The organism is Bacillus sp. 0102A, from assembly GCF_036765155.1.
GTDB classification, from domain to species: domain Bacteria; phylum Bacillota; class Bacilli; order Bacillales; family Bacillaceae; genus Bacillus; species Bacillus subtilis_G.
This window is the reverse complement of record NZ_JBAIZW010000005.1, coordinates 66,024-92,859: the sequence shown is the minus strand read 5'-3', so window position 1 is coordinate 92,859 and position 26,836 is coordinate 66,024. Positions and strand designations below refer to the sequence as shown.

28 protein-coding genes and 1 pseudogene are annotated in these 26,836 nt (G+C 44.9%); 14 read left to right on the top strand and 15 right to left on the bottom strand.

Translation table 11 applies throughout. The annotated features are described in order from the left end of the window. Positions 1-10: 10 nt before the first annotated feature. On the bottom strand, positions 11-2,380 hold the full coding sequence (locus V6D41_RS12860) for a 3-hydroxyacyl-CoA dehydrogenase/enoyl-CoA hydratase family protein (RefSeq protein ID WP_333518452.1): 2,370 nt from the start codon (positions 2,378-2,380) through the stop codon (positions 11-13). Between the two features lie 174 nt (positions 2,381-2,554). On the opposite strand from V6D41_RS12860, the gene V6D41_RS12855 reads away from it, so the two are divergent. Continuing rightward, positions 2,555-2,701 carry a YuzL family protein gene (locus V6D41_RS12855; protein ID WP_087991079.1) on the top strand — a complete coding sequence of 49 codons (147 nt, stop codon included), beginning with the start codon at positions 2,555-2,557 and terminating at the stop codon, positions 2,699-2,701. 24 nt (positions 2,702-2,725) lie between these two features. Here V6D41_RS12855 and V6D41_RS12850 read toward each other — a convergent pair whose 3' ends face one another. Then, on the bottom strand, positions 2,726-3,634 hold the full coding sequence (locus tag V6D41_RS12850) for a proline dehydrogenase (protein ID WP_333518451.1): 909 nt from the start codon (positions 3,632-3,634) through the stop codon (positions 2,726-2,728). Between the two features lie 95 nt (positions 3,635-3,729). On the opposite strand from V6D41_RS12850, the gene V6D41_RS12845 reads away from it, so the two are divergent. From V6D41_RS12845 to mdtP, 4 genes and pseudogenes are all read left to right on the top strand, one after another. Then, positions 3,730-3,975, top strand: coding sequence for a hypothetical protein (locus tag V6D41_RS12845; RefSeq protein ID WP_071577484.1), 246 nt, complete (start codon positions 3,730-3,732; stop codon positions 3,973-3,975). Positions 3,976-3,987: 12 nt separating this feature from the next. Then, positions 3,988-4,320, top strand: coding sequence for a spore coat protein (locus V6D41_RS12840; RefSeq protein WP_087991082.1), 333 nt, complete (start codon positions 3,988-3,990; stop codon positions 4,318-4,320). 160 nt (positions 4,321-4,480) lie between these two features. Further along, positions 4,481-4,952: pseudogene (gene mdtR, locus V6D41_RS12835) on the top strand (MarR family transcriptional regulator MdtR). A gap of 1 nt (position 4,953) precedes the next feature. Further along, positions 4,954-6,570, top strand: coding sequence for a multidrug efflux MFS transporter MdtP (mdtP, locus tag V6D41_RS12830; RefSeq protein ID WP_333518450.1), 1,617 nt, complete (start codon positions 4,954-4,956; stop codon positions 6,568-6,570). 33 nt (positions 6,571-6,603) lie between these two features. Here the strand turns inward: mdtP and V6D41_RS12825 are convergent, their stop codons facing one another. Next, on the bottom strand, positions 6,604-6,987 hold the full coding sequence (locus tag V6D41_RS12825; RefSeq protein ID WP_333518449.1) for a tautomerase family protein: 384 nt from the start codon (positions 6,985-6,987) through the stop codon (positions 6,604-6,606). 17 nt (positions 6,988-7,004) lie between these two features. Beyond that, the gene (locus tag V6D41_RS12820; protein WP_333518448.1) at positions 7,005-7,745 is read right to left on the bottom strand and encodes an SDR family NAD(P)-dependent oxidoreductase; all 741 of its coding nucleotides are present in this window, start codon (positions 7,743-7,745) and stop codon (positions 7,005-7,007) included. A 139-nt stretch (positions 7,746-7,884) separates the two neighbouring features. Between V6D41_RS12820 and V6D41_RS12815 the strand changes: the two genes are divergently transcribed. Beyond that, positions 7,885-8,772, top strand: a complete 888-nt coding sequence (locus V6D41_RS12815; RefSeq protein WP_333518447.1) for a LysR family transcriptional regulator — start codon at positions 7,885-7,887, stop codon at positions 8,770-8,772. Positions 8,773-8,795: 23 nt separating this feature from the next. Here the strand turns inward: V6D41_RS12815 and V6D41_RS12810 are convergent, their stop codons facing one another. The 4 genes from V6D41_RS12810 to V6D41_RS12795 all read right to left on the bottom strand — a co-directional run bounded on the left by V6D41_RS12810 (position 8,796) and on the right by V6D41_RS12795 (position 12,496). Beyond that, positions 8,796-9,080, bottom strand: coding sequence for a YusU family protein (locus tag V6D41_RS12810; RefSeq protein ID WP_333518446.1), 285 nt, complete (start codon positions 9,078-9,080; stop codon positions 8,796-8,798). A gap of 27 nt (positions 9,081-9,107) precedes the next feature. Next, a complete protein-coding gene (locus V6D41_RS12805; protein WP_148964060.1) occupies positions 9,108-9,935 on the bottom strand; it encodes an ABC transporter ATP-binding protein in 828 nt (275 codons plus the stop codon). Positions 9,936-10,152: 217 nt separating this feature from the next. Next, entirely contained in the window at positions 10,153-10,590 is a 438-nt protein-coding gene (locus V6D41_RS12800; RefSeq protein ID WP_148964061.1) for a YusW family protein, read from the bottom strand. A 109-nt stretch (positions 10,591-10,699) separates the two neighbouring features. Continuing rightward, the gene (locus V6D41_RS12795) at positions 10,700-12,496 is read right to left on the bottom strand and encodes a M3 family oligoendopeptidase (RefSeq protein ID WP_333518445.1); all 1,797 of its coding nucleotides are present in this window, start codon (positions 12,494-12,496) and stop codon (positions 10,700-10,702) included. A gap of 133 nt (positions 12,497-12,629) precedes the next feature. Here V6D41_RS12795 and V6D41_RS12790 point away from each other — a divergent pair, with 133 nt between their 5' ends. Next, positions 12,630-13,484, top strand: a complete 855-nt coding sequence (locus tag V6D41_RS12790) for an oxidoreductase (protein WP_333518444.1) — start codon at positions 12,630-12,632, stop codon at positions 13,482-13,484. Between the two features lie 77 nt (positions 13,485-13,561). Next, entirely contained in the window at positions 13,562-14,023 is a 462-nt protein-coding gene (gene mrgA, locus V6D41_RS12785; RefSeq protein WP_087991091.1) for a metalloregulation DNA-binding stress protein MgrA, read from the top strand. Between the two features lie 41 nt (positions 14,024-14,064). Here mrgA and htrB read toward each other — a convergent pair whose 3' ends face one another. Then, a complete protein-coding gene (gene htrB, locus V6D41_RS12780) occupies positions 14,065-15,441 on the bottom strand; it encodes a serine protease Do-like protein HtrB (protein ID WP_333518443.1) in 1,377 nt (458 codons plus the stop codon). 275 nt (positions 15,442-15,716) lie between these two features. On the opposite strand from htrB, the gene cssR reads away from it, so the two are divergent. Beyond that, positions 15,717-16,394 (top strand): secretion stress-responsive two-component system response regulator CssR, encoded by a 678-nt coding sequence (gene cssR / locus V6D41_RS12775; RefSeq protein ID WP_333518442.1) that lies wholly within the window; start codon positions 15,717-15,719, stop codon positions 16,392-16,394. Then, complete coding sequence (cssS, locus tag V6D41_RS12770) at positions 16,391-17,746, top strand: secretion stress-responsive two-component system sensor histidine kinase CssS (protein WP_333518441.1); 1,356 nt, start codon at positions 16,391-16,393, stop codon at positions 17,744-17,746. Before cssR ends, cssS begins: the two co-directional genes overlap by 4 nt. Before the next feature lie 30 nt (positions 17,747-17,776). On the opposite strand, the gene spxO is transcribed toward cssS, so the two are convergent. Next, entirely contained in the window at positions 17,777-17,941 is a 165-nt protein-coding gene (gene spxO / locus V6D41_RS12765; protein ID WP_003221681.1) for an anti-adapter protein SpxO, read from the bottom strand. Positions 17,942-18,109: 168 nt separating this feature from the next. Between spxO and V6D41_RS12760 the strand changes: the two genes are divergently transcribed. Further along, positions 18,110-18,985 carry a TetR/AcrR family transcriptional regulator gene (locus V6D41_RS12760; protein ID WP_148964068.1) on the top strand — a complete coding sequence of 292 codons (876 nt, stop codon included), beginning with the start codon at positions 18,110-18,112 and terminating at the stop codon, positions 18,983-18,985. 39 nt (positions 18,986-19,024) lie between these two features. Here the strand turns inward: V6D41_RS12760 and fumC are convergent, their stop codons facing one another. Continuing rightward, on the bottom strand, positions 19,025-20,413 hold the full coding sequence (fumC, locus tag V6D41_RS12755) for a class II fumarate hydratase (protein WP_333518440.1): 1,389 nt from the start codon (positions 20,411-20,413) through the stop codon (positions 19,025-19,027). A gap of 66 nt (positions 20,414-20,479) precedes the next feature. Then, the gene (locus tag V6D41_RS12750) at positions 20,480-20,665 is read right to left on the bottom strand and encodes a YvzF family protein (protein ID WP_087991098.1); all 186 of its coding nucleotides are present in this window, start codon (positions 20,663-20,665) and stop codon (positions 20,480-20,482) included. Between the two features lie 117 nt (positions 20,666-20,782). Between V6D41_RS12750 and V6D41_RS12745 the strand changes: the two genes are divergently transcribed. The 3 genes from V6D41_RS12745 to V6D41_RS12735 are packed head-to-tail and all read left to right on the top strand — an operon-like array spanning position 20,783 to position 24,409. After that, on the top strand, positions 20,783-22,231 hold the full coding sequence (locus V6D41_RS12745) for a spore germination protein (RefSeq protein WP_333518439.1): 1,449 nt from the start codon (positions 20,783-20,785) through the stop codon (positions 22,229-22,231). After that, entirely contained in the window at positions 22,200-23,297 is a 1,098-nt protein-coding gene (locus V6D41_RS12740) for a spore germination protein (RefSeq protein WP_333518438.1), read from the top strand. Before V6D41_RS12745 ends, V6D41_RS12740 begins: the two co-directional genes overlap by 32 nt. Then, entirely contained in the window at positions 23,294-24,409 is a 1,116-nt protein-coding gene (locus tag V6D41_RS12735; RefSeq protein ID WP_333518437.1) for a Ger(x)C family spore germination protein, read from the top strand. Before V6D41_RS12740 ends, V6D41_RS12735 begins: the two co-directional genes overlap by 4 nt. Positions 24,410-24,417: 8 nt before the next feature. Here the strand turns inward: V6D41_RS12735 and liaR are convergent, their stop codons facing one another. From liaR to liaF, 3 genes are read right to left on the bottom strand one after another with little or no spacing between them, the layout of a single operon-like run. Beyond that, positions 24,418-25,053, bottom strand: coding sequence for a two-component system response regulator LiaR (liaR, locus tag V6D41_RS12730; RefSeq protein WP_333518436.1), 636 nt, complete (start codon positions 25,051-25,053; stop codon positions 24,418-24,420). Next, positions 25,031-26,113, bottom strand: coding sequence for a two-component system sensor histidine kinase LiaS (liaS, locus tag V6D41_RS12725; RefSeq protein WP_333518435.1), 1,083 nt, complete (start codon positions 26,111-26,113; stop codon positions 25,031-25,033). Before liaS ends, liaR begins: the two co-directional genes overlap by 23 nt. Continuing rightward, the gene (gene liaF / locus V6D41_RS12720; RefSeq protein WP_333518434.1) at positions 26,110-26,835 is read right to left on the bottom strand and encodes a LiaRS two-component regulatory system accessory protein LiaF; all 726 of its coding nucleotides are present in this window, start codon (positions 26,833-26,835) and stop codon (positions 26,110-26,112) included. Before liaF ends, liaS begins: the two co-directional genes overlap by 4 nt. Position 26,836 lies beyond the last annotated feature (1 nt).

Genomic DNA, 26,836 nt, shown 5'->3' with positions numbered 1-26,836 from the left:
AAGCTCCCTCCTAATTCCGTAAAGGTTTACCTTTCACAAGCATATGCTGCATTCTCGCTTGAGATTTCGCCTCTCCTGCCAAACTCAAAAACGCTTCTCTCTCGATCTCCAATAAATATTCTTCATCAACCTCTGTACCGAACGGCACATGTCCGCCGGCAATGACATAAGCAAGTTTTTTCGCGATCTTGAAATCATGCTCTGATATATAACCGGACAGCTTCATTTGCTCCGCGCCAAGCAAGAGTGCCGCATAACCGGTTTCTCCCGCCACCTTGACCTTTTCTTTTACAGGCGGCCGCCAGCCTGTATCGTATAAAGATGCGGCCAGCCGTTTTGCATCGTACAGCAGGTGGTCCTGATTCACGCTGATGGGATCCGCTTCTTTTAAGATGGTCATCTCACGAGCCTCTTGGGCGGAAGCGGACACTTTCGCCATCGCAATCGTTTCAAATGTTTTCATCGCCGCATTCATCGGATCAAGACCGCGGTGAAGATGGTTGATGTACAGCTCTTTGTTTCCTCCTCCGCCAGGGATGAGGCCGACACCCGATTCCACAAGCCCCATATAGGTTTCGCTTGCTGCTTGAATGCGCGCCGCCGGCAGGCATACTTCGGTTCCTCCGCCGAGCGTCATGCCAAATGGAGCGGCGACAACCGGTTTCGCACTGTATTTGATCTTCATCATCGTCTCCTGGAAACGGCGTATCACGAAATCGACTTCCAGAAAATTGTCATCTTGAACTTCCATTAAGATCATGCCAAGATTGGCGCCGACGCAGAAATTTTTCCCTTGGTTGCCGATGACAAGGCCTTTGTAGTTCCGCTCTGTTTCCTCCAATGCTTTGTTGATCATTTGAATGATATCGAGCCCGATCGCATTGCTTTTTGAATGAAACTCAAGAAGGGCCACATCATCTCCAAGGTCGATCAGGCTTGCTCCGCTGTTTTTCGCAATCACGCCGTTTGTTTCCTTGAGCGTTTGTAAATGAATGCGTTTTTTGTTTTCTTTCACAGCTCTATATTCGCCGCGGTCATAATAAAATACCATTCCGTTTTCTCTGATGTAGAAGGTTTCAATTCCTTTGTCCAGCATGTCTTTGATCCAGTCAGGCATTTTCGCTCCAAGCTGTTCTAGCTTTTCCGCCGACTGCCTGAGGCCGATGGCGTCCCACATCTCGAACGGGCCCAGCTCCCAGCCGAATCCCCACTTCATGGCTTGGTCAATCGCATGAATATCATCGGCAATCTCCCCAAGCAGTTCGGCTGAGTAAAGCAGAGTTTGAGATGTGATATTCCACAGCAGTCTGCCGGCTCTGTCATCCGAGTAAATAAGCGCTTTCATTTTGGCTTTTGTTCCTTTTGCCTGTTTTGCCGCTTCAAGTGACGCTGTTTTCATTTTTGTCCGTTCGCCATAAGTAAGCGTCACTGGGTCAAGCTCATAAATCGTTTTTCCTTCTTTTTTATAAAAGCCTTGGCCGGCCTTGCTTCCGATCCACCCTTGCTGCAGCATATCGTTCATGAAACCCGGCAGGCGGAATACTTCTTTCTCGTCTCCGTCCGCTTTGTCATACACATTTCGGGCGACGTGGGCGAATGTATCGAGTCCGACAACATCAAGCGTTCTGAAGGTCGCGCTTTTCGGTCTGCCGATCAGCGGACCTGTGACTGAATCGACTTCCCCGACCTGATAGCCGCCTTTCAGCATTTCTTGGACTGTGACGAGAAGCCCGTACGTTCCAATGCGGTTTGCGATAAAGTTCGGTGTGTCTTTTGCTGTGACGACGCCTTTACCAAGGACATTTTGACCGAAGGCTGTCATAAACTTTAAAATATCAGGGTTCGTTTCCTTAATCGGAATGACCTCCAGCAGCTTTAAATAGCGAGCGGGATTAAAAAAGTGTGTTCCGAGAAAATGGGCTTTAAAATCATCCGACCGTCCTTCAGCCATCTCCTGTACTGATATGCCGGAGGTGTTGCTTGAGACGATGCTGCCAGGCTTTCGATGTTCATCCACAAGAGCGAATATTTGCTTTTTGACTTCAAGGTTTTCGACAACGACCTCAATAATCCAATCTGCTTCTTTCAGCTTTGCTGCATCATCCTCCAGATTGCCAGGTGTGATATAGGAGGTATTTTCCGCTGATGTGAGAGGAGCGGGCTTTTGTTTCAGCAGTTTTTTCATCGCCTGCCGGCTCAGCCTGCTGCGCACCTCCGGGCAGTCCTTCGTCAGCCCCTTTTTTTCCTCTTCCTTTGTCAAATCGTTCGGCACAATATCAAGCAGCAGAACAGGAATGCCGATATTAGCCAAATGCGCAGCAATCCCGGAACCCATTACCCCCGATCCTAAAACGGCTGCCTTCCGAATGTGTTTGTGCATAAGATATCCCCCTTGAACATTGAATGAATGATCATTCATTTTTTGAACAAAAAAAATGAAACCCGTTTCTTCTTTCATCTTAAAAGATTTTCGGTTCGACTTCAATAGCTAATTTGTTATTTTTTTGCATGAAGCTTATAAAAGAAGGGCAACTTAAGCCCGGAGGTGAAGGGAATGGTGCGAGAGAAAAAAGATCCGTCTTCAGCGGCAGTCAGCGCGGCGAGCGTGAAAGGTGATGCCGGTCCGACTCAGCATTACGGCGGCGGAAAACGGACAAGTCAAAATCAGCAATATAAAAAACATAACATGGAACAATCATGACGCAGCTGCTTCCCGCGGCTGCTTTCATTTTTTCAAAATTCCTTTCAGCACAAACACTGCATTGGCAGGCCGTTCGCCAATTCTTCTCATAAAGTAGCTGAACCAGTCCGTTCCATATGGGACATACACTCGCATTCTGTATCCTTCCTTAGCCAGTTCCTTCTGCCGCTCCGGCCTGATGCCATATAGCATTTGAAACTCAAATTGTGACGCTGGGATCTGATGTTCACCCACGAACTGTTTCGTAAACGCAATGATGTCATCATCATGTGTGGCGACAGCCGTGTAGTTCCCGCTTAACAGCTGCAGTTTTATTAAGCTTTGAAAATGAAGGTCTGTTCCTTTTTTGTCAGGGAATGCTACAGCCGCAGATTCTTTATAAGCGCCTTTCACAAGTCTGAGATTCGGCTTTAAGTCATGCATATTTCTGATATCTTCTGCCGCCCGATACAAACAGGCCTGAATCACCGTGCCGAGAATCTCAAATTCCTGTTTGCATTGCCTGTAGATAGCGAGTGTCTGTTCATAATGAGAATAGTCTTCCATATCAATCGTCACAGCAACACCATATTGCCTCGCAGCGGATAGAATGGCACGCAAATGAGAAAGGGCAAGTTCTTCTGAAAGATCAAGCCCGATTGAAGTCAGCTTGAGTGAAAGCTCTGAGTCCAATTGATGCTGGGCAATGGCTTGAATGGCTTTCTTGCATTCCTCTGCGACTTGCTTCGCTTCTTTTTCTGAAGCTGCATACTCGCCTAAATAATCAATTGTTGCGCACAAACCGGATCTATTTAGCCTTTTGACAGCCTTAACCGCCGATTCAATTGTATCCCCCGCGACAAACCTTCGTGCTCCAAGCCGCGGCCCGTATGCTTTTGCGAACTTGGTAAGTGCTTTATTTTGAGATAAGAATAAAAATATATGTCTCAACATCCGACTCCCTCCTGCCGCCATTTTCAAAACACCTGCATATAACTCCCGGACTAAAGGAAACTATATATTGAACAGAAAACCAAAGGAGGATCACAATGGACAATCAGCAGCAATCACAAATGCCGCCTTCCGTTATTTCGACAAAAGATCATTTGTATCTGAATGACATGCTGAACTGGAATTTGCTCGCGATGAAAAAAGCGCATTTCATGGCGCAAAAGTGCCAGGATCAATCGTTAAAACAAGAACTCGACCGCGTCGGACACATGCATCATGACCACTATCAAAGAATATTAAAGCACCTGCAGCCAGGCCAGCAGCAGTCCGGCTACATCCAATAAGGAGGCGCCAGAATGAATCAGCAAAATCAGAAAATCAGCAACCCGGAGACACCTGTACCGACAACTTCGGAGATGAATGACAGAGATTTCGTCAACGAACTGCTGACAACAGAAAAATATATGACAACTGCGTATTGTACAGCCTTGAACGAATTCAGCCATGAGTCTCTCTACCAGGATATTCAAACCATTTTTGATGAGTCACAAAAAACGCAAAGAAAACTGTATGACCTCATGTTCCAATATGGATGGTATTCTGTCGAAGCGGAGGATGCCCAAAAGCTGCAGCAGTCCTATCAAAAATTCCAGCAGACCATTCAGCAGCAGTCTCCTTATCAGCAATAAAATACATGAGCAAAAAGGATACGATGTGCTTCAGGGCATCTATCCTTTTTTTATGTGAAATTGGTTGACTTTTTATTAATACTTATTTATATTTAATATACATTAACTATTTTACTATCTTAAATATAAATACAGTTTATGTAATAGAGGGGAAATGAATATGAAGAGTGCGGATCAGTTAATGTCCGATATTCAATTATCACTTCAGGCGCTCTTTCAAAAGATACAGCCTGAAATGCTTGAAAGCATGGAGAAACAAGGAGTTACCCCAGCGCAGCTGTTTGTGCTGGCCAGCTTAAAAAAACACGGCAGCCTCAAAATTTCTGAAATCGCCGAGCGGATGGAGGTCAAGCCAAGTGCTGTGACGTTAATGGCAGATCGCCTTGAACAAAAAAATCTCATCACCAGAACACACAACACAAAAGACAGACGAGTGATTGACATCAGTCTGACTGATGAAGGAGACGGAAAGTTCGAGGAGGTTTTGGCAGGCAGAAAAGCCATTATGGCGCGATACCTTTCCTTCTTGACGGAGGAGGAAATGCTTCAGGCGGCGCGTATTACAGAAAAGCTCGCACAGGCTGCAGCGGAAACGGATTGAAAAGCAAAACATGAAAAGAGGAAACGGATGAAATGAGTAATGAAGGCAAACAATCAAAACGGACGTTATTAATCACAGGCTTAATTATTGCCATGTTTTTTTCAGCTCTTGACGGTACCATTGTCGGAACGGCCATGCCGAAAATTGTCGGTGATCTGGGCGGTTTGAGCATGATGACCTGGCTGACAACTGCATATTTGTTAACATCAACAACTGTCGTTCCGATTGCCGGTAAACTGGCCGATTTATTGGGACGGCGTATTGTCTATGTATCAGGTTTGATTATTTTTATGGCAGCTTCCGCTTTGTGCGGAATGGCCAACAATATGACAGAGTTGATTATTTTCCGGGGACTGCAGGGAATCGGCGGAGGCATTATGATGCCGATGGCGATGATTGTCATCGGTGACTTGTTCACTGGAAAACAGCGTGCTAAATTCCAAGGGGTCTTTGGCGCGATTTACGGGCTCGCTTCAGTGATTGGGCCGCAAATCGGCGGTTGGATTGTAGACTCGCTAAACTGGAAATGGGTTTTCTATATTAACCTTCCAGTCGGAATTATTGCGGTTATTTTTATTGCCAGAGGGTTGCAGGGCCGCCAGCAGACTGGTCCGATCAACTTCGATATCGCTGGGATTTTCACGATGATAGTCGGGATTGTCAGCCTCCTTCTCGCCTTAAGTTTTGGCGGAAAAGATTACGCGTGGGGTTCATGGCAGATTCTTGGCTTGTTCGCACTCGCGCTGATCGGCATTGTCAGCTTTATTATCGTAGAATCAAAAGCAAAAGAGCCGATCCTGCCAATGTATCTATTTAAAAACAGAACGTTTACATTTTTAAACTTGATCGGTTTCTTTATGAGTATCGGCATGTTTGGTGCAATTACGTTTGTTCCTTTCTTTATGCAGGGAATTGTCGGTGTAAGCGCGTCTGAATCAGGCACGATTATGACACCGATGATGATCTCAATGATTATTACAAGTATTATCGGCGGCCAGCTGGTTTACAAAATCGGCATTAAACCGCAAATCATTACAGGCATGCTGATTATGGCCGGAGGATTCCTGCTGTTAACGACTTTGGGTCTTGATACGAGCAAGCTTGTCGCTACATCGTATATGGCGATTATTGGTCTGGGAATGGGTCTGGTTATGCCGATTCTGACACTGGCTTTACAGGAAAGCTTTTCGAAAGAAGAGCTTGGGGTTGTCACATCATCCAGCCAATTCTTCCGTTCTATCGGAGGAACATTCGGCATTACCATGCTTGGAACTGTAATGAATGCGAGATCAGGAAACTTATTAACAGATAAACTGGTGCCGTATTTAGACTCACTTCCGGCACAGGCAAGCTCATTTGCCAACCAGCTAAAGAGTATGATTGATACAAATCCGCAAGGGCTGCTGCAATCACTGTTCAGCCCGGACGCAATCAAACAAATTCCTGCGGCTTTCTCATCCCATGTTGTGCCGATTTTAAAAACATCGTTGATGGATTCGCTCCACAGCGTGTTTTATACAGGCCTGATCTTTATCGCAGTCGGAGCCGTATTTACCTTGTTCTTAAAACCTATCAAGCTATCGAATAAGAAAACGGATGAACAAGTAAAAGAGAAAGCGGCACAAGTCGTTGAATCACCTTCACATTAATAGAGCGCCCCGCGGGTCAACCCGCGGGGTTTCTTATTCGATCATCTGAGCCCTTCCATTTCCGAAGGACCAATCCTCATCCTGATTTCCAGCCAGTATGATAAACACATCTTCTTTTCTTACACCAAGCCCGGATTGAATCCGGCTTGCGATTGAGTGGTAAAGCGCTTTTTTCTGTTCAGTTGTTCTTGAATCTTTCAACGTAAAATGAATGTATATCAATTCATCAGTACGCTCGACCTGCAGATAAGACGGATCATAAAAAAATTCACTGTTTTCATATTGCCTGATGACTTGAAAATAGTCATCTTCCGGCACATTGATTTCTTCGATCATCGATTGATGGATGGTCCTGCTTAGTTTTTGAAGACACGCTTCACTTCTTCCCGCCCGTAAATGAATCTGTACAAATGGCATCCCCGCATCTCCTCTCTTTACAGCGTCTGTCCGCTGTCAATTGTGATGATTTGGCCTGTAAGTAATTCCTGTTCAACAAGCGAACAGATCAATTTGGCGACATCATCCGGTTCAGCAATACGCTGCAGAGGCAAAGCGCCGATCATGCTTTTCATTTTTTCTTCCCGGCCAGCCCACCATCTCGTTGCGACAGCTCCTGGTGCTACACCGCTCACTCTGATTTCGGGCGCTAAGGCGTGAGCCAATGATTTCGTTAAACCGTGCACCGCCGATTTTGACACTGCATAAGGCATAGATGAACCCGCCCCGGTTAACCCTGCGATGCTGCCGACATTTACGATCGCCCCAGCCTTGCTTTTTTTCATGAACGGAACCACTGCCCGCGCGCAGAAAAACATCCCTTTCACATTTACAGCATACAGCTCATCCCAGACGTCTTCTGTCGCAGCTTCAAGATCATCCATTGGAATATGCCGTGTAATGCTGGCGTTATTGACTAAAACATCAATCGTGCCGTGCGTTTTTACGATCGAGTGAACCATGTCCTGCACTTCGGTGTTTTTTGATACATCTGCTCGTATGGCGAAGGCTTGCCCGCCATCTTTTTGAATCATTTCCACTGTTTCCTTCGCTTCGGATTGCGAACGTGAATAATTCACCGCAACAACCGCTCCGCGTTTTGCCAATTCCATGCTGGCTGCTCTTCCGATTCCTGTGCCGCCCCCTGTTACAAGAGCTATTTTGTTCATGACATTCATTGCCGCCACTCCTTGCAGTTGATTTAAATAATATCTTGCTGATTCCATTGTAATTCAGGTTTGGTGTTACGTATAATGATTGTTAAAGATGCTTGCTATCACTCAGATTGATACCAATAAACGAACGGAGGAATTCAAAATGGAAAGCGGAGATTTACGTGTGTTTCAAATGGTAGCCCGTGAAGGCTCCATTACGAAAGCAGCCCTGCAGCTTGGCTATGTGCAATCGAATGTCACGGCCAGAATTCAGCAATTGGAAGCTGAGCTGGGCACCATGCTGTTTTTGCGCCATAACCGGGGCATGACACTTTCTGCAAGCGGAAAGCTGCTGCTGGACTACGCCAATAAAATTATCGGCCTGCTGGATGAGGCGTCTAAAGCGCTCTCATCCTCCGTCGAACCAAGCGGGCCGCTTATGATCGGCTCCACTCAGACAACCGCCGCAGTAAGGCTTCCGAAGCTTCTGGCTTCTTATTATGAAGAACATCCAAACGTCCAGCTGTCTTTAACAACAGGTCATACACAATTTCTCCTTGATAAAGTTCTCCGGTATGAATTGGATGGCGCCTTTATCGGATGTGAATGCAATCATCCCGAGCTCGTGTCCTATCCTGCATTTGAGGAAGAACCAGTGGTTGTTTCGGCAGCTTCCGTATCCAATGCAGAGGAAGCCATCACAAAGCCGATTCTCGTTTACAGCACAGGCTGTTCGTATCGGGAAACACTTGAAAAATGGCTGCGCTCTGCCGGCGTCACACAGCCGGTTATTATGGAATTTGGTACGCTTGAAGCGATTATCGGCGGGGTTACAGCAGGTCTTGGCATCTCGTTGCTGCCGAGAACGGTTGTGCAAAAACGCGAGGCTGAAGGGTCGATTCGCTTGTACCCGCTGCCTAAGGCTCTCAGACAGATGAAAACAGAATTTATTGTCCGAAAAGATTCGTTTATCAGCAGCGCGCTGCGGACTTTTATGGATTCCTTCGCGCCAGATCAAACGGCAGCATCACAAAAAAGCAGTCTGCTGTGATTGGCAGACTGCTTTTTTAATTATTATTTGTTTCGATGCGTTTCATTTAATTCCTTAATATGCTGAATGACATCTTTAATGCCCTGCTTCGCGTCAGGATATGTCGCATTCCAATGCTTAGCGAGGGGCGGCATGCTTTTGGCTATATGCGTGTACAAAATCCATTGCTTCACTTCTTCTTTTAGCTCATTGTTTGATTCACCAAGCAGAAGCTCAGTATACTTCTCCAGCAATCCATCGAGCTGTTCCTTAAGTTTTTGTTCCATTTTCCATCTTCCTTTCAAAAAAACAGCAAGGAGCTTTCTCAAGTGAAAGCTCCTTTCGCTGACGTTTATTTATCCATGTGATGTAAAAGCCGCTTCCCGGACAATGCATCTGCCCCTGCCATGAGGGATGCAAAGAGGCGTTCCGAACAGCGGGTCCTGTGTGACCTGACAGTTCATAGAAAACACATTTTGCACAAGATCACAAGTGATGACTTCTTCCGGACGGCCTTCAGCATAAATTTGTTTATCTTTTATAGCCACAAGATGATGCGCATAGCGGCACGCCAAGTTTAAGTCATGGAGAACCATAACAATCGTCCGCTCTTCCTTTTCATTCAGCTCAAACAGCAAATCAAGAATTTCAATTTGGTGCGTCATGTCCAAATACGTCGTCGGCTCATCCAGAAGGATAATATCCGTTTCCTGCGCAAGCGTCATCGCGATCCAAGCCCGCTGGCGCTGTCCTCCTGACAAAGAATCGACGGCGCGGTCAGCCATGTCCTCAAGTTTTGTTGCTTTAAGCGCTCTCTCAACTGCTGCCTCATCCTCTTTTGACCACTGTTTCAGCCAGTTTTGATAAGGATATCTTCCTTGCTTCACCAGCTGGTGAACCGTCAGCCCCTCTGGAGCCGAAGGACCCTGCGGCAGGATTGCGAGCTCTTTTGCGACTTCCTTCGTTGGAAGCTTGGCAATCGCTCTTCCTTCCAGCAGCACTGAACCGCCTCTCGGCTTCATCAGACGCGCTAATGAACGTAAAAGTGTCGATTTTCCGCAGCCATTGCTGCCAATAAATACGGTAATTTCACCTTTTGGAATGGTTAAATTCAACTCATCAATAATAACGGCATCCCCGTATCCTAAGCTCAGCGTTTCTGTAGAAATTGCACTCATACCCATAACCGCTCCTTTTTGCTGGCTTTTTAGCAGCACTATGTATTGCACGTTTTCTATATACATGCGTGTTAAGTCAATTGTCATCAATGCAAGTGATTCGATATTCAGCCATTTGATATGGTCATATATCCCTCATTGTAGCAGAAAACAATGACTTTGAAAATCATTTTCAATTAGTTTTTTGGACATAATTGGCGTTTATGGGTTTTTTATCACAGGATTATTTCTTAATTTCTCTTATTGAGCCGTTCTTCAGCTTTAGTTTTAAGTCGATATGGTCATAATGGCTGTCCAAATTAAACGCTGCCAGCACACTGTGTATCACTTCTGATTCAGCCATATGTTCTGTCACGGAAAGCTCGCTCAGGATCATTTTCATCTCATCCAATGCTTCTTCCCCCTCCTGGTTTACGCCAGAGAGCTTATCCTGTATTTCCGCTATTTCACGAGTTCCATTTTTTGTATATACACCTTCATAACGATCATGCTCTCCATCCCCGTAACTCACCCGAAGCGAGAAATCGCTGTAAGGAACAGACTTCAGTTGGGTGACGGCTGTATTTTCTCCTTTTGCCTGCTGCTGGTCTTCATTGAGACGGCAGCCCGCAATCAGAACCACTGCGAGGCAAACAGCACCGGCTGCTCTGATCAAATGCATATGTTTTCCCCCCTGTAGGATCCCATTTGTTTTAGGTATGTCCCGAGAATGAAATCCTCATTCAGAGAAGAATTGAAAAAGCCGAGGCGTATGACGCCACGGCTTTTCTTTAAGATTCAGTCATTTGCAAAAAGATTTCCGCGTCCCGCACAGCCAGCTTGATGGCATTCTCCCAAAAATCGCGCTTCGTAATGTCAGCGCCCAAATGCTTCATCGCCAAATCCTCCACGGTCATAGAAGCCGTATCTCGCAATAGCGCGATATACTTCTCTTCGAACGCGTTTTTTTCTTCAAGCGCCAGCGCATAAATGCCGAGAGAAAACAGATAACCGAACGTATAAGGGAAATTGTAAAACGGCACCCTCGTGATATGAAAGTGGAGCTTCGACGCCCAAAAGAGCGGATGATACTCTCCTAACGCATTGCAGTATGCCTCTTTTTGCGCCTCCTCCATCAGCTCATTCAGACGGTCTGCCGGTACTGCTCCCCGCTTTCGTTCTTCGTGAAACCTCGTTTCGAATAGGAATCTGGCATGGATATTCATGAAGAAAGCAACGCTTCTTTGCACTTTATCCTCGAGAAGGACAAGCTTTTCTTCCTTCGTCTCCGCCTGCTGAACAGTCGCGTCTGCCACGATCATCTCCGCAAACGTTGAAGCCGTTTCCGCGACGTTCATGGCATAGGACCGGTTTAACGGTCTGACATTAAGCATCGCTTCCTGATGGAACGCGTGTCCGAGCTCATGTGCAAGCGTTGAGACATTTGAGGCGCTTCCCGAAAACGTCATGAAAATCCGTGATTCTCCGCTGTCCGGGAAACTCGTGCAAAAGCCGCCGACCCTTTTTCCGCTCCTGTCTTCCGCTTCAATCCAACGGTCCCGAAACGCTTTCTCAGTGAAAGCGGAAAGCTTTTTGCCGAACGTTGAAAACTGGCTGACGATAACATTTGCGGCTTCATCATATGAGTAGACCTTTCCATCAGACCCAATTGGGGCCTCAACATCGTACCAGCTGAGCTTTTCAAGACCGAGCATGGACGCTTTCCGGTTCAGAAACTGAACGAACGGCTGCTTGTTTTCGGTGATGACCTGCCACATCGTATCCAGTGTTTCTTTTTTCATCCTGTTGATTTGCAGCGGCTCCTTCAGGACATCCTCCCAGCCGCGCGCGTGATAGGTTTCAAGCCGGAATCCCGCCAAATGATTCAGCGTGCTGCTGAAAATATCCTGCTTGCTTTTCCACGCTTGATGCAAACGTTTATATATTGTTTTTCTGACAGCACGGTCTTGATGAGCCAGCATATTTTCAGCCTGACCGACAGACAATGGCTTGTTCCCGCCATTTTCCTCATACGGGATCGTCATTTTCCCGACAACCATATTGTATAAGTCACTCCAAGCGTGATATCCGTCCACTGCAAGGTTTCCAATCAGTTTTTCTTTACCGGGGCCGAGCTTTTCGGCGACCCTCTGTCTTCTTTCATTTAATATGTACGATACATCGCATAATCCCGGTTTTGTTAACAATTCATTCCACACGTCTTGTTCAATGTCCACAAGCTTATGATCTAATGTGACGAGAGAGGACTGAAAATCTGCAGAAAGCTGATGCATCAGCGATTTATACTCATTAGCCTTGTGATCACTGATATTTTGAGCCTGAAGACAAGCGACAAAAGCGCCGGCCTGCTGAAGCTTGACTGATATCTGTTCGAATACATCAAGTATTGCCGTCAGCCCTTCAGCCTCTTCAGACGATTCGGGCACCTGAAACGCATCAGTCATATCTTGAAATGCACGCAGGCTTTGTGACAGTTTTTCGATATATCCCTTGAATTCTTCTGACTGGCTCCCGCCCTTAAAAAATGAATCAAGATCCCATCTTTGGTCTACCCCTTGCAGCGCCATAACATAAAACCCCTTTCCTTCTTTCGTTTTATTATAGAATAATTCTGAATTATTGTATAAAAATTCTTTTATAAGCGTCATTTTCCGTTCATGATTGTACAATAGCTGTAGCAGTTACATGAGGAGGTTTATGATGAATAAAAAAATCGCAATCGTAACAGGAGCGTCAAAAGGCTTTGGCCAGCTGGCAGCCGTGAAGCTCGCCAAGTCATTTTTCGTGATTGCCACAACAAGACAGCTTGAGAAAGCAGAAGAGCTTCGGGAATTGGCCGCAGCACACAATGTGGCTGATTCTATTCATATTACCGCTCTCGATGTCACCGATGAGCAATCCATCGCCTCATTTGGAAAAGCCGTTAGCGCTTACGCTCCCATTGATCTTCTCGTCAACAACGCAGGAACGGCTTACGGGGGATTTGTCGAGGATGTCCCGATGGAACATTTCAGACAACAATATGAAACGAATGTCTTCGGAGTAATTCATGTGACAAAAACCGTTCTGCCTTACATAAGAAAGCATAGCGGAGCAAAGATTATAAACATGAGTAGCATCAGCGGTCTGACCGGATTCCCCGCGATGTCGCCTTATGCCTCTTCCAAGCATGCATTGGAGGGTTTTTCTGAGAGCCTGCGTGCGGAGCTGCTTCCGTTCGGTATCCAAACCGCATTGGTCGAGCCTGGCTCATACAAGACATCGATCTGGTCAACCTCATTATCACATTATATGTCGGTGCCTGCTGACGATTCAGCCTATCATCAATACTACAAAAAGATCCTTTCCTACGTTGAAAAAAACGCAGATGAAAGTGGAGATCCTCAAGAGGTTGCCGACCTCATATATCAATTGGCGACAAAACAGCATCTAAAGAAATTGCGATACCCGATCGGAAAAGGCATCAAGCTCACCTTGTTATTCCGATCGCTTTTTCCTTGGTCTGCATGGGAGTCTATCCTAAAGAAAAAACTATTCAGTTCATCTAAATTATAATCATTATAATTTAGTATTGATTTTTAATTAATACGTGGTACAATTAAATTAACAGATCACAAGGAGGACGTTATCTTATGAAAACTGAAAACGCAAAAACAAATCAAACATTAGTTGAGAATTCAATGAACACACAATTATCAAACTGGTTTCTTTTATACTCTAAGCTCCACCGTTTCCATTGGTATGTGAAAGGGCCGCATTTCTTTACATTACATGAAAAATTTGAAGAACTGTATGACCATGCGGCGGAAACACTCGATACCATTGCTGAACGCCTGCTGGCGATCGGCGGCCAGCCTGTTGCCACATTGAAAGAGTACACTGAGCATGCGTCTATCACAGACGGCGGGAACGAAACATCAGCGTCAGACATGGTACAAGCCTTGGTAAAAGACTACAAACAAATCAGCAGCGAATCTAAATTCGTGATCGGCCTGGCTGAAGAGAATCAAGACAATGCGACAGCGGACTTATTTGTCGGATTAATTGATGAAGTTGAAAAACAAGTGTGGATGCTTTCCGCTTACTTAGGATAAAAAAAGCTGAACCCTTTTCGGGTTCAGCTTTTTGATTACTCCTAGCTTGAGCTGCTTTCTGTCTGCTTGGTCAGCGTCACGTTCAAGGTTTTCGTTTTTCCGTTTCGCAGCACTTGAATTGTCGTTTTATCTCCGACTTTCAAGTCTTTGTAAAGGATCTGACGGATATCCGCGCTGCTTTCCACGTCTTTACCGTTTAGTTTGACAATGACATCCTCAGATTTAATACCTGCTTTTGCCGCTGGTGAATTTGCCTGAACTTCTTTTACATAAACACCTTTGCCCAATTGATCTCCAAACAGGCCGAGCGTATTTTCCTGATACGTTTCCGGTACTTGTGACATGTCAATCATCTGCACGCCTAAAAACGGACGATCTACCTTTCCATTTTCCAGCAGACTGTCAACAATCGGCTCGACATCATTGCTCGGGATCGCAAATCCAAGTGACTCTACGCCGCTTTCGCTCACCTTCAAACTGTTGATGCCAATGACCTGGCCGCTTGCATTGATTAACGGGCCTCCGCTGTTCCCCGGATTGATCGCTGCGTCAGTTTGCAGCACGTTCATTTCCACCGTGCCTTGTGTGGTATCCACATCAATCGTCCGGTTCAATCCGCTGATGATGCCTTGTGTCACCGTACCGGAAAACTGCTGTCCGAGCGGATTTCCGATGGCGATTACTTTTTCTCCCGTACGCAGCTGTGAAGAGTCACCGAAACTCGCCACTTTTTTGATGTTTTTGCCGCTGATTTCCAGAACAGCCAAATCAGTAATGGCGTCGCTGCCGACAAGCTTGGCAGTCTCTGTTTCTCCGTTGTATAACGTGACAGTCAGCTTATTCGCGCCTTCAACGACATGGTTATTTGTAATGACATACGCTTTATTACTGTCTTTTTTGAAAATGACGCCTGACCCGGTTCCGCTTTCACTTTCTGAACTGGAACCGCCTCCCGTGCCGAAAGTGTTATTTTGCGAGGTTTGGATATTTGAGATTCCGACAATCGTCGGCTCTAAATCCTCTACCATATCCGCGACGTTTGAAGCGTTCGTGATCGGTGTCGTTGTAAAATTATCTGACTGCACCTGTTTATTGGCGGAAACGGTCTCGGTCGTCTGATCTTGATCCGACGGCAGATAAGGCGCGATCCCGAGCATCAGGCCCCCGCCGATAATCCCGCCTAAAATCGGGCTCAGCCATGCGGCTCTTCGTTTCTTTTCTTTTTTCACAGCCGTTTCTGTCTTTTCCATTTCTAAAGCGGAAGCCGTTTCTTTCCGTCCTGCTTCATACGAAACAGGCGCGTCAAGCAATTCCTGGTCAGGCTGGTTAATCTGCTGCCGGTTTTCTGTATCCTGATGTTCTGTATGTGAAGATTCTGTTTGATGTTGATCATTTTGGTCATCACGTCGATAATCCATGTTCTTACACTCCTTTAACGGTTTTTCATTTATCGTTACATATTCATCGCATGTACAAGTTGAATTGTCCCAATGATGAGGAGAAAAGCAAAGCACCAAAATAGAATATGTTTGATCATCCTGCATCTTCCTCGCTCTTTTTCTTCCTTTCTTCCCTTATACATATCATAAACAAACATTGTGGGATAAAAATGAAAAGAATATGTGAAATTATGAAAATCGCCTGCCGTATGTTAAAACTAGTTTATAATGACGTTGAAAGGATGTGAAGAGCCTTGTCATACATCATTTATCTAGTTGAAGATGAGGATAACCTGAATGAACTGCTGACGAAGTATTTAGAGAATGAGGGCTGGAACATTACATCTTTTACGAAAGGTGAAGACGCCAGAAAGAAAATGACGCCGTCTCCTCATCTGTGGATTCTCGATATCATGCTGCCGGATACCGACGGCTATACATTAATAAAAGAAATCAAAGCGAAAGACCCTGACGTGCCGGTCATTTTTATTTCCGCCCGAGATGCAGATATTGACAGAGTGCTTGGCTTAGAGCTTGGCAGCAACGACTATATTTCAAAGCCATTCCTGCCGCGGGAGCTGATTATACGTGTGCAAAAGCTGCTGGAGCTCGTTTATAAGGACGCTCCGCCTGTACAAAAACATGAAATCGCCGTCTCCTCGTATCGGGTCTCAGAAGACGCCCGCGAGGTTTATGATGAAAACGGAAATATCATCAATTTAACGGCGAAGGAATTTGATCTGCTGCTGTTATTTATCCATCATAAAGGACACCCATACTCTCGTGAGGATATTCTCATTAAAGTATGGGGATATGACTACTTTGGAACAGACCGGGTCGTTGATGACCTCGTCCGGAGACTGCGCAAAAAGATGCCTGAATTGAAGGTGGAGACGATTTACGGGTTCGGCTACAGGATGATGACATCATGAAAAACAAGCCGCTCTCGTTTCAAATATGGGTTGTCATATCCGGCATCCTGTTAGCGATATCCATTTTGCTGCTTGTTTTATTTTCAAACACGCTGCGCGATTTCTTCACCAATGAAACGTATACGACGATTGAAAATGAGCAGCATGTTCTGACGGAGTACCGTCTTCCTGGTTCAATTGAAAGGCGCTATTACAGCGAGGAAGCCACGGCGCCGACAACCGTCCGCTCCGTACAGCACGTGCTTTTGCCTGAAAATGAAAAATCTTCTTCAGACAAGGATTTAAGCATTCTGTCGTCTTCGTTTATCCATAAGGTGTACAAGCTGGCCGATAAACAGAAGGACGAAAAGAAACGGTACAGCGAAGACGTCAATGGAGAGAAAGTATTTTTTGTCATCAAAAAGGGGCTTTCCGTCAATGGACAATCAGCTATGATGCTCTCTTACGCGCTTGATTCTTATCGGGACGATTTGGCCTATACCCTATTCAAACAGCTTCTGTTTATTATAGCTGTTGTCATTTTATTAAGCTGGATTCCGGCCATTTGGCTTGCGAAGTATTTATCAAGGCCTCTCGTGTCATTTGAAAAGCACGTCAAACGGATTTCCGAACAGGATTGGGATGACCCAGTGAAAGTGGATCGGAAAGATGAGATCGGCAAATTGGGCCATACCATTGAAGAGATGCGCCAAAAGCTTGTGCAAAAGGACGAAACAGAAAGAACCCTATTGCAAAATATCTCTCACGATTTAAAGACGCCGGTTATGGTCATCAGAGGCTATACGCAATCAATTAAAGATGGGATTTTTCCTAAAGGAGACCTTGAAAATACAGTAGATGTCATTGAAGGCGAAGCTCTTAAGCTGGAGAAAAAAATAAAGGATTTATTATATTTAACGAAGCTGGATTATTTAGCGAAGCAAAAAGTGCAATACGATATGTTCAGTATCGTGGAAGTGACAGAAGAAGTCATTGAAAGACTCAAGTGGGCGCGAAAAGAATTATCGTGGGAAATTAATGTAGCGGAAGACATTCTTATGCCGGGCGATCCGGAGCAATGGAATAAACTTCTCGAGAATATTCTGGAAAATCAAATCCGTTATGCTGCGGCAAAAATAGAAATCAGCATGAAACAAGATGATCGGAATATCGTGATCACCATTAAAAATGACGGCCCGCATATTGAAGATGAGATGCTCTCCAGCCTCTATGAGCCTTTTAATAAGGGGAAGAAAGGCGAATTCGGGATTGGTCTCAGCATCGTAAAACGAATTTTAACTCTTCATCAGGCGTCTATCTCAATTGAAAATGACAAAACGGGTGTAACATACCGAATAGCAGTGCCTAAATAGACTGTAAATGTTTTTTTGCAGTCTATTTTTTCATGTGAAAGAATAGCCGTTAAAATCTCTGTAATTTGTTTTGAGCGGCTGTTTGCATTGATGAACCCATTTTTTCTCTGACAAAGTTTGCTTTGGATATTTGACTTTTTCCACTTTAATTCCTCTGTTTCGCAAGCGGCTGATCATTTCGTCCAATTCTCTCATTTTAGATTCACCCTTTCGCTTGAGCTTTGACCGTTTGGTCATCTCAATTTATAATATAAATAATACATGATAAAAAAACAAGTTACAATAAGGTTAATTTTATAACAGAAGATGTGACTATATGGTCATATCCTATGCAAGCCTCCGGGCTCCGAAAGGGTGGAACCATTGAAGGAAAAAGAAAAGCTGATTATTGAAACAGCCTTAAAACTATTTGCCCAAAAAGGATACAACTCAACATCAGTTCAGGAAATCGCAAAAGCATGCAAAATATCTAAAGGCGCTTTTTATATTTATTTTCCTTCGAAAGAAGCGCTTCTTCTGTCTATGCTGAATTACTATTACGATAAAACGTTTACCCGAATTTTAAATATACAAACGAAGGGTGACAGCCCCAGAACAGCTTACCGCAAACAGCTGACCGTGCTCTATGAAAACATCCTTGAACACAAGGATTTTATCGGCATGCAGATGAAGGAGGGTTCTCTGCCTTACACAGCAGAAGTGGAGCAATGCGCAAAAAAAGTCCGCCAGTCCTCACTTCAATTTCATATCGACAGCCTGCTGAACATTTACGGAAAAAAGGCGGAACCGTATACTGCAGAGCTTTGTTTCTTAATAGAGGGCATCAGCCAGATTTATCTGGAATGCATGATCCTGCTCGGCCACACTGTGAAGCCTGACCAATTAGCTGATATCATGATGAATAGAATTGATGATATGGTACAAGGCATGTCTGAACGAAACGATAAGCCTTTCGTCACATTGGAAGAGGCAAGCTCTTTATTTGGGCCTCTTACGCACGGACGGCCTGACCCGCTGACTGAATCGATTGTGAAAAGCCTTCGTGACAAAATTAACAGCTTAAACACAAACTCCTCTCTTGAATTATCGGAGAGCTTGGACATACTTGAAGCAGAAATGAAGAAAAAAACACCGAAGCTGGCGATCATAAAAGGGATGATCCATAATCTGACGGAGTCTGAAACCCTCGCCAAAGATGCGGAGCAGCTTAAATATCTATTAAAACAGCAGTATATTTAGAAGAACGGCTGCTTAAACAGCAGCCGTTTTTTCTTTCTATTACGCCTTTGGTTTTACCATATCTTCCGGCTTAACCATTTCGTTAAATTGCTCCTCTGTCAGCAATTCAAGCTTCAAAGCCGCTTCTTTCAGCGTCAATCCCTCTTTATGGGCGACCTTGGCGATTTTCGCCGCGTTTTCATATCCGATATGCGGATTCAGCGCCGTAACGAGCATTAATGAATTTGACAGGTTTTCCTGAATGGTTTCTTTGTCAGGCTCAATACCGACAGCACATTTATCATGGAAGGAATTCATGCCGTCACTCAGCAGCTGCACAGACTGCAGGAAGTTGTAAATAATCACAGGCTTAAACACGTTCAGTTCAAAGTTCCCCTGACTCGCCGCAAAGCCGATTGTCGCATCGTTCCCCATGATTTGCGCTGCGATCATTGTTAATGCTTCACTTTGTGTCGGGTTGACTTTACCAGGCATAATGGAGCTGCCCGGTTCATTTTCAGGGATGACAATCTCCCCGATGCCGCAGCGAGGTCCGCTCGCAAGCCATCTGACATCGTTCGCGATTTTCATTAAGTCAGCCGCAAGCGCTTTTAATGCGCCATGTGCATAAGTGATTTCGTCATGGCTTGTCAGCGCGTGGAATTTATTCGGCGAGCTGGTGAACGTTTGGCCGGTCAGTTTTGTGATCTCTTCTGAGACAAGCTCTCCAAACTCTGGGTGAGCGTTGATTCCCGTTCCGACAGCCGTTCCCCCGATTGCAAGCGCACGCATTTTTTCCGTCGCTTCCAACATCATTTCCTTCGAACGGTCCAGCATGTAAACCCATCCGCTGATTTCCTGTCCGAGCGTCAGAGGCGTAGCATCCTGAAGGTGCGTGCGCCCGATTTTGACAATATCGTTGTATGCTTTCGCTTTTTCATCCAATGTATTGCGAAGCTGGTCAAGCGCAGGCACAAGCTGCTCGTAAACAGCCAAAACAGCGGCCACATGCATCGCTGTCGGGAATGTGTCGTTGGAGCTTTGGCTGCGGTTCACGTCATCATTTGGATGAATCGTTTGATCAGAGTTCTTTTCTTTTAATAGAGCAGTCGCGCGGTTGGCTACCACTTCATTCATGTTCATATTGCTTTGTGTGCCGCTTCCTGTCTGCCATACGACAAGCGGGAAGTTGTCATCGTATTTGCCTTTGAGCACATCATCACAAACCGCTGCAATCGCTTCCGCTTTTTCCGCATCCAGATTGCCAAGGCGTTTATTAGCAAGCGCTGTGCTTCGTTTTAATATTGCAAACGCCTTCACAACACGCATCGGCATTTTTTCAAAACCGATCTTGAAGTTCTCCTTGCTTCGCTGTGTTTGGGCGCCCCAAAATTTGTCAGCTGGAACTTTTACTTCTCCCATGGTGTCTCGTTCAATTCTGTATTCCATTTATGTATCCCTCCATAACGGTTGCTTCAATAGATCATAATTCGCCAGTGACACAAAAAATCCTTTTTATTTTTCGATCTTGGCTGATTTTAATTTTAATTCGAGATATACGCGGGAATCCTTTGAATATTTGTACTTTGGATTCGTCCTGCCGTACTCCTTTGATGTATAGGAGACATCATAATTCTTTTCAAAAGATTTGATGAGCTGTTCGATTTCTTCTTGTTTTCCTGCAAGTCTTACCTGTGCCACTTCGTATCCTCCGCTTTCATAAAAAAACTTCTGCCATGAAATACTGTAACACAGTATATCATTTATTTAACAGGAAAAGATAACCTCTACTAAGGTTTTGGACAAGAGGTGACCTCGTTGGAACAAACAGAGTTTAAGGAATATATACACGATAATTTAGCATTGGTGCTTCCTAAATTAAAAGAAAACGATGATCTCGTAAAAAACAAAAAAATGCTCTCCAACGGGCTTGTTTTTTACTATCTTTATTTTAGTGAACTGAATGATCAGCAGAAGGTTTCAGAATCGATGCAAACCTTAATCAAAGATGAAGAGACCCTCACGCTTGATCAGGTCAAAAAACGTCTTGACCAGCTTGACGCAAGACCGGTTAAAACCGCGGAAAAAACGGTCAAGTCTATTCTTAGCGGCAATTGTGCTGTATTTATTAACGGATTGGATCATGTCTATATCCTGTCTACAGGAAAGAAAAAAACAAGAAGCTTGGCAGAGCCGACAACTGAAAAAGTGGTTCGCGGACCAAAAGTTGCGTTTGTGGAAGATCTCAATACAAATCTCGCTCTGATCAGACAAAGAACCTCTCATCCGAAACTAACCACTAAAAAAATCATGATCGGCAAAAACGAGCTGAAGCCGGCGGCCATTATGTACATTGAAGGCAGAGCAAAAAAGTCCGTCATAAAAGAAGTGAAAGCGCGGCTTAAAAATGTCCAGCTGGAGGATATTCAGGACAGCGGAACGCTTGAGGAGATCATAGAAGATAATAAATATTCGCCGTTTCCGCAGATTCAAAATACGGAAAGACCTGACAAGGTATCGTCTGCCCTATATAACGGCCGGGTGGCCATTTTGGTCGACAGTTCACCATTTGTGCTGCTGGTCCCGGTTTCTCTCGGTGTACTGATGCAATCTCCGGATGACTACTATGAGCGCTGGATCTCAGCATCTCTTATCCGATTGCTGCGTTTTGCTTCCATCTTTATTACCTTGTTTTTGTCATCAATTTATATCGCGCTCGTGTCCTTTCATCAAGGGCTGCTGCCGACAGCGCTTGCTGTCACGATTTCGGCAAACAGGGAAAACGTGCCGTTTCCGCCGATATTCGAAGCCCTGCTGATGGAAGTGACGATCGAGCTTCTGAGAGAAGCCGGGCTGCGCCTCCCGAATCCGCTTGGCCAAACGATCGGTCTTGTCGGGGGCGTTGTCATCGGACAGGCGGCTGTAGAGGCGAATCTCGTCAGTTCGATTATGGTCATCGTTGTCAGCGTCATTGCCCTTTCATCATTTACCGTTCCCCAATACGGAATGGGGCTTTCTTTCCGGGTGCTGCGTTTTATTTCGATGTTTTCGGCCGCTATTCTCGGGCTGTACGGGATTATTTTATTTATGCTTGTGATTTATACGCACCTAACGAGACAAACGAGCTTTGGATCTCCGTATTTTTCTCCAAACGGATTCTTCAGTTTGAAAAATACGGATGATTCCATTATCCGTCTCCCAATTAAAAACAAACCAAAAGAGGCGAATAATCCAAATGAGCCAAAAACAGACTCCACTGAAACTTAATACTTTCCAGGGAATTTCAATTATAGCGAATACGATGCTCGGGGCCGGTCTTTTAACATTGCCGCGAGCGCTGACCACTAAGGCGAATACTCCTGACGGCTGGATCGTGCTGATATTAGAAGGTATCTTTTTTATCTTTTTTATTTATTTAAATACGCTCATTCAAAAAAAACATCAATACCCTTCTCTGTTTGAATATTTGCGGGAAGGGCTTGGGAAATGGATTGGCAGCATCATCGGCCTTTTGATTTGCTGTTATTTTATTGGTGTGGCCAGCTTTGAAGTCCGGGCAATGGCCGAAATTGTTAAATTTTTCCTGTTAGAGAGAACGCCGATTCAAATTATTATTATTACGTTTATCTGCTGTGGGATTTATTTAATGATCGGCGGCCTGAGTGATGTGTCACGGCTGTTTCCATTTTATTTAATGGTTACGATCATTATTTTGCTGATTGTATTCTGTATCAGCTTTAAAATTTTTGATATCAATCATTTACGCCCTGTACTAGGCGAAGGCTTCTCTCCGATTGCCAATTCACTTACTATCGTTTCCATCTCCTTTTTAGGGGTGGAAATTATGCTTTTTCTTCCTGAGCATATGAAGAAAAGGAAATATACTTTCAGATACGCGACGATTGGATTTCTCATTCCGATTACTTTATATATCATTACGTACATCATTGTTGTCGGAGCTTTGACTGTGCCTGAGGTTAAAACGTTAATCTGGCCCACCATTTCTCTCTTTCAGTCCTTTGAGCTAAAAGGCATATTCATTGAACGGTTTGAATCGTTTTTACTGATCGTTTGGATCATTCAATTTTTCGCAACCTTCGTCATTTACGGTTATTTCGCTGCAAGCGGGTTAAAAAAGACGTTTGGCTTATCTATCAAAAAAGGATTGATTCTTGTCGGTGCGGTTACCTATTATTTTTCCCTGTGGCCGCGCGACACCAATCAGGTCATGATGTATAGCGATTACCTCGGATACACTTTCGTCTTTCTGTTTTTACTGCCCTTTATACTGTTTTTGATCGTTGCGCTCAAAAGGAGGCTAACAGAAAAATGATAAAAAGCGTTCTAATTGTTTTCGTGTGCACCCTTCTGCTTACCGGCTGCTGGGACAGCAGGAACATTGAGGAATTGAGCCTTATCGTCGGCGAAGGTCTGGACAAACCGAAAGATAAGAATTTGGAGCTGACACAGCAAATTCTTGTTCCTAAAAAAATCAGCACGAAAGAAGGCTCATCCTCAGACCCGACTAAACTCGTATCAACAAAGGGGGAAACCGTTCATCAAATACTGAGGACTTCCGCATTGAAAAACTACCCTACTTTTTCTCAGCATTTGCGTGTTATTCTGCTGTCAAAAGAGTTACTTGACGGTCATACAGGAATGGACGCGCTCATTAATCAATTTGTCAGAGATAATGGTACAAGAAGGAGCTCGTATATGTTTGTCGCTGACGGCAAAACGAAAGATCTGCTGAAGATGACTGATGAGGGAAATCCAGCATCCAATGTCATTTATGAGCTGACAGAGAATAACAGTGTGACGATCAGAATGATGGATCCCGTTACATTAGGAGAGGTCTCAGGACACTTGACCTCTGACGATACTTTTGCGATTCCTCATGTCGGCAAAGAAAACGGCAAACTTGCGATTACCGGGGCATCCATCATCAAAGATCGATTATGGCACGCGGACCTAACACCGGGCCAGGTGCAAAACATGAACTTATTTACCGGTACAGTCAAAGGCGGTGTCATCGACTTGAAGCATGACGGCTACTTTTTTTCTTACGAGGTCTATTCAAGCAATCGAAAGATCAAGACAGCGTACAAAGATGGAACGTTCAAATTCACTGTCACCCGCAACATCGAAGGCCGGCTGTCTGAGGATTGGAACCCGAAAGAAGATTCATTTAAGGATTCATATATTAAAGAAATTGAAAACATCCTCGCTAAAAGGTTACACAAAACAGTCACGGAATTTGTAAACACACTCCAAAAAGATATAAAAGCTGATCCTACCGACTTAGGAAACGAAGTCAGAATCCACTATCCGCAAAAGTGGAAAAAGATTTCAACAAAATGGGATGACTATTTTGCAAAGGCTGAAATCGAGTACAAGGTCAATGTGGTGATCAGAGATTTCGGCACAAAAGGAGCGACCAAATAACAGATGACCTATTTTACGAGGTGATGACGATGCGCGTAAACGGCCGCTTGCGTCCTGTCGCTGACATCGAGTTTTGATAACATATTGGTGATATGGGTTTTGACTGTTTTAATGGTGATAAACAGTTCCTCGCTGATTTCTTTGTTTGTTTTTCCTTCTGCGACCAGGCAGAGAATTTCAAGCTCCCGTTTTGTCAGTGATTCATGCGGGAGCGCGTGTTCACCTGAGTGGCGCAGCCGGGATAATACTTTCCCCGCCACTTTTGATTCCAGCATCGGCTCTCCCTTGCTTGCGGCGCGGATGGCATCGGCGATTTCCGCCGCTTTTGAGGTTTTCAATAGATAGCTGAGCGCGCCCGCTTCAATGACCGGGTACACTTTGTCATCATCAATGAAGCTCGTGAGCACAATAATTTTCGGATCTGGGAGCTCCCGGCAAATTCGCTTTGTGGCTTCAATGCCATCCATGCCCTCCATGACAAGATCCATTAAAATGACATCTGGCGACAGTTCAGCAGCAAGCCGCACGCCTTCGCTGCCGTCAGCCGCTTCGCCGATGACTTCAATATCAGGCTGCGCCTCTAAAAAAGCCGCGAGCCCCATTCTGACCATTTCATGATCATCAATCAATAATACTCGAATCACGTTCGTTCTCTCCTTTTTCTTCCGGAAAAATCGGAACCTTCACTTCGATTTGTGTGCCTTTTCCTTCGACTGAGATCACTTCGGCGACCCCGCCGATTTCACTTGCACGTTCTTTCATAGAGTTTAAGCCGTATGAGGATGCTTTCACCTGATTCATTTTAAATCCCTGTCCATTATCAATGACCTTGAGCCGGAGCTGATTGTTCTTTAAGCCGAGAATCACGGATACTTTTGAGGCTTTTGAATGCCTAAATACATTTGAAAGAGCCTCCTGCACGATTCTAAACAAATGGTCTTCAACACCCTTGGATATCGGGGTGTCCTGAATATCCCACTCAATATCAAGCGTCTGTTTCTTCCGGAACTCGTCCAAAAGCTCCGTAAGCCCCTCCTTCAGCCCTTTCCCTTCTAAGGTAACAGGCCTTAAATGGAGCAGCAACGCCCTCATTTCATTTTGGGCTTCCCCCGCCATATGCTCGACCATCTTGATCCGCTTGACTGTTTTACCGTCAGCATCTTTGACGTGTTCCAACACAGCCGATGTCATCATCGATATGGCAAAAAGCTGCTGGCTGACTGCGTCATGAAGATCTCTTGCCAATCGCTGGCGTTCTTCTGAGATGACTGACTTCTTCATTTGCGCCTGCCATTCCGCACGTTCATTGGAAAGTTTCTGCAAAGAAGCGACTTGAAGCTCCACGCGCTTCGCCATTTCATTCAGCTGATCAGCGGCCAGGCCGATTTCATCATCTCCCAGCGGCGGTATTCGATAAGCGAAATTGCCGTTTTCAAAGGTTAAAATCGATTCGACCAAGGTATCAACCCTTGTCTTCAGCCGGTTGCCGTACATATACCCTGAGGCAAAGCCAACCGTCACGCTGATCAGCAGCAATATCAGGATAAACGGAATTCCAAACCAGCTTGACGACAGTAAAACAAGCGGATCGAGCCGATAATAAAACATCATAAAGGAGATCATGCAGACAAAAAGGAGCAGGCTGATTCCCGTAGTCATACGGATGGCACGCCACTGGAGACTGGCAAGCAGTTTTTTTCTCATACGTACTTCACATCCACATCACCGATAAATAAGGAAACGGACACTTTGATCCGGCGCTTTGACTCGATGAAATCGGATGACGCGGCATATACCTTCGTGCTTAATCCGCTTTTCTTCGAGCCGATCAGATTGATATCACCGATAAAAACGGCCGAGCTGACAGCCACTTCAAGGTCTGATGGCACATAAATATCAACGTTTCCAATGACTCCGCTAATGACAATTGTACTTTCTCCCTCGGGAATCATCGCTTTAGACAAGTCGATTTTAATATCACCGATAAAACCAGAGATATTGAGATCATTCAGGTCAAACGGCTGCTTCATCATTTGCAGCTCTCCGATAAAAAAGCTGCGCATGTCGGGATGTTTATCATCTTTTGCCGGCTCATGCCGTTCTTTTTTATTGAGATCGACCCGTTTCTCATTCGGTTCGAATATCGGCTTTCCTTTGACAAGCCTGTACCCGGCGTAAATCAGAAATGCGGCAAACGCATAGCCGAATAAATTAAAGGTGATGCTGAAGAGGTTTTTCAAAAATAAAAACGCGGCAAAGATGTACATGACGGAGCCGAGCCAATCACGGGAATATTTTTTCAAAAAATAGCCGGCAATCAGAAAAAAGAGCGGCCAAAACAGCAGATCGCCTATTCCGATAATTTGTAAAAACATACTGATGCCGAATAAAGCAATGATCAATCCGAGAAGCTGTTTTTTTGTCATT

Coding starts and splice junctions, on each gene's coding strand:
- V6D41_RS12800 (WP_148964061.1), bottom strand. CDS start 10,590: ATGCATTTGATCAGAGCAGCCGGTGCTGTTTGCCTCGCAGTGGTTCTG.
- spxO (WP_003221681.1), bottom strand. CDS start 17,941: ATGAGAGAATTGGACGAAATGATCAGCCGCTTGCGAAACAGAGGAATT.
- V6D41_RS12820 (WP_333518448.1), bottom strand. CDS start 7,745: ATGAATGTCATGAACAAAATAGCTCTTGTAACAGGGGGCGGCACAGGA.
- liaF (WP_333518434.1), bottom strand. CDS start 26,835: ATGACAAAAAAACAGCTTCTCGGATTGATCATTGCTTTATTCGGCATC.
- htrB (WP_333518443.1), bottom strand. CDS start 15,441: ATGGATTATCGACGTGATGACCAAAATGATCAACATCAAACAGAATCT.
- V6D41_RS12855 (WP_087991079.1), top strand. CDS start 2,555: ATGGTGCGAGAGAAAAAAGATCCGTCTTCAGCGGCAGTCAGCGCGGCG.
- liaS (WP_333518435.1), bottom strand. CDS start 26,113: ATGAGAAAAAAACTGCTTGCCAGTCTCCAGTGGCGTGCCATCCGTATG.
- V6D41_RS12825 (WP_333518449.1), bottom strand. CDS start 6,987: ATGCCATTTGTACAGATTCATTTACGGGCGGGAAGAAGTGAAGCGTGT.
- V6D41_RS12850 (WP_333518451.1), bottom strand. CDS start 3,634: ATGTTGAGACATATATTTTTATTCTTATCTCAAAATAAAGCACTTACC.
- V6D41_RS12860 (WP_333518452.1), bottom strand. CDS start 2,380: ATGCACAAACACATTCGGAAGGCAGCCGTTTTAGGATCGGGGGTAATG.
- fumC (WP_333518440.1), bottom strand. CDS start 20,413: ATGGAATACAGAATTGAACGAGACACCATGGGAGAAGTAAAAGTTCCA.
- V6D41_RS12845 (WP_071577484.1), top strand. CDS start 3,730: ATGGACAATCAGCAGCAATCACAAATGCCGCCTTCCGTTATTTCGACA.
- V6D41_RS12735 (WP_333518437.1), top strand. CDS start 23,294: ATGATAAAAAGCGTTCTAATTGTTTTCGTGTGCACCCTTCTGCTTACC.
- cssS (WP_333518441.1), top strand. CDS start 16,391: ATGAAAAACAAGCCGCTCTCGTTTCAAATATGGGTTGTCATATCCGGC.
- mdtP (WP_333518450.1), top strand. CDS start 4,954: ATGAGTAATGAAGGCAAACAATCAAAACGGACGTTATTAATCACAGGC.
- V6D41_RS12740 (WP_333518438.1), top strand. CDS start 22,200: ATGAGCCAAAAACAGACTCCACTGAAACTTAATACTTTCCAGGGAATT.
- V6D41_RS12815 (WP_333518447.1), top strand. CDS start 7,885: ATGGAAAGCGGAGATTTACGTGTGTTTCAAATGGTAGCCCGTGAAGGC.
- V6D41_RS12805 (WP_148964060.1), bottom strand. CDS start 9,935: ATGGGTATGAGTGCAATTTCTACAGAAACGCTGAGCTTAGGATACGGG.
- mrgA (WP_087991091.1), top strand. CDS start 13,562: ATGAAAACTGAAAACGCAAAAACAAATCAAACATTAGTTGAGAATTCA.
- V6D41_RS12840 (WP_087991082.1), top strand. CDS start 3,988: ATGAATCAGCAAAATCAGAAAATCAGCAACCCGGAGACACCTGTACCG.
- V6D41_RS12795 (WP_333518445.1), bottom strand. CDS start 12,496: ATGGCGCTGCAAGGGGTAGACCAAAGATGGGATCTTGATTCATTTTTT.
- V6D41_RS12790 (WP_333518444.1), top strand. CDS start 12,630: ATGAATAAAAAAATCGCAATCGTAACAGGAGCGTCAAAAGGCTTTGGC.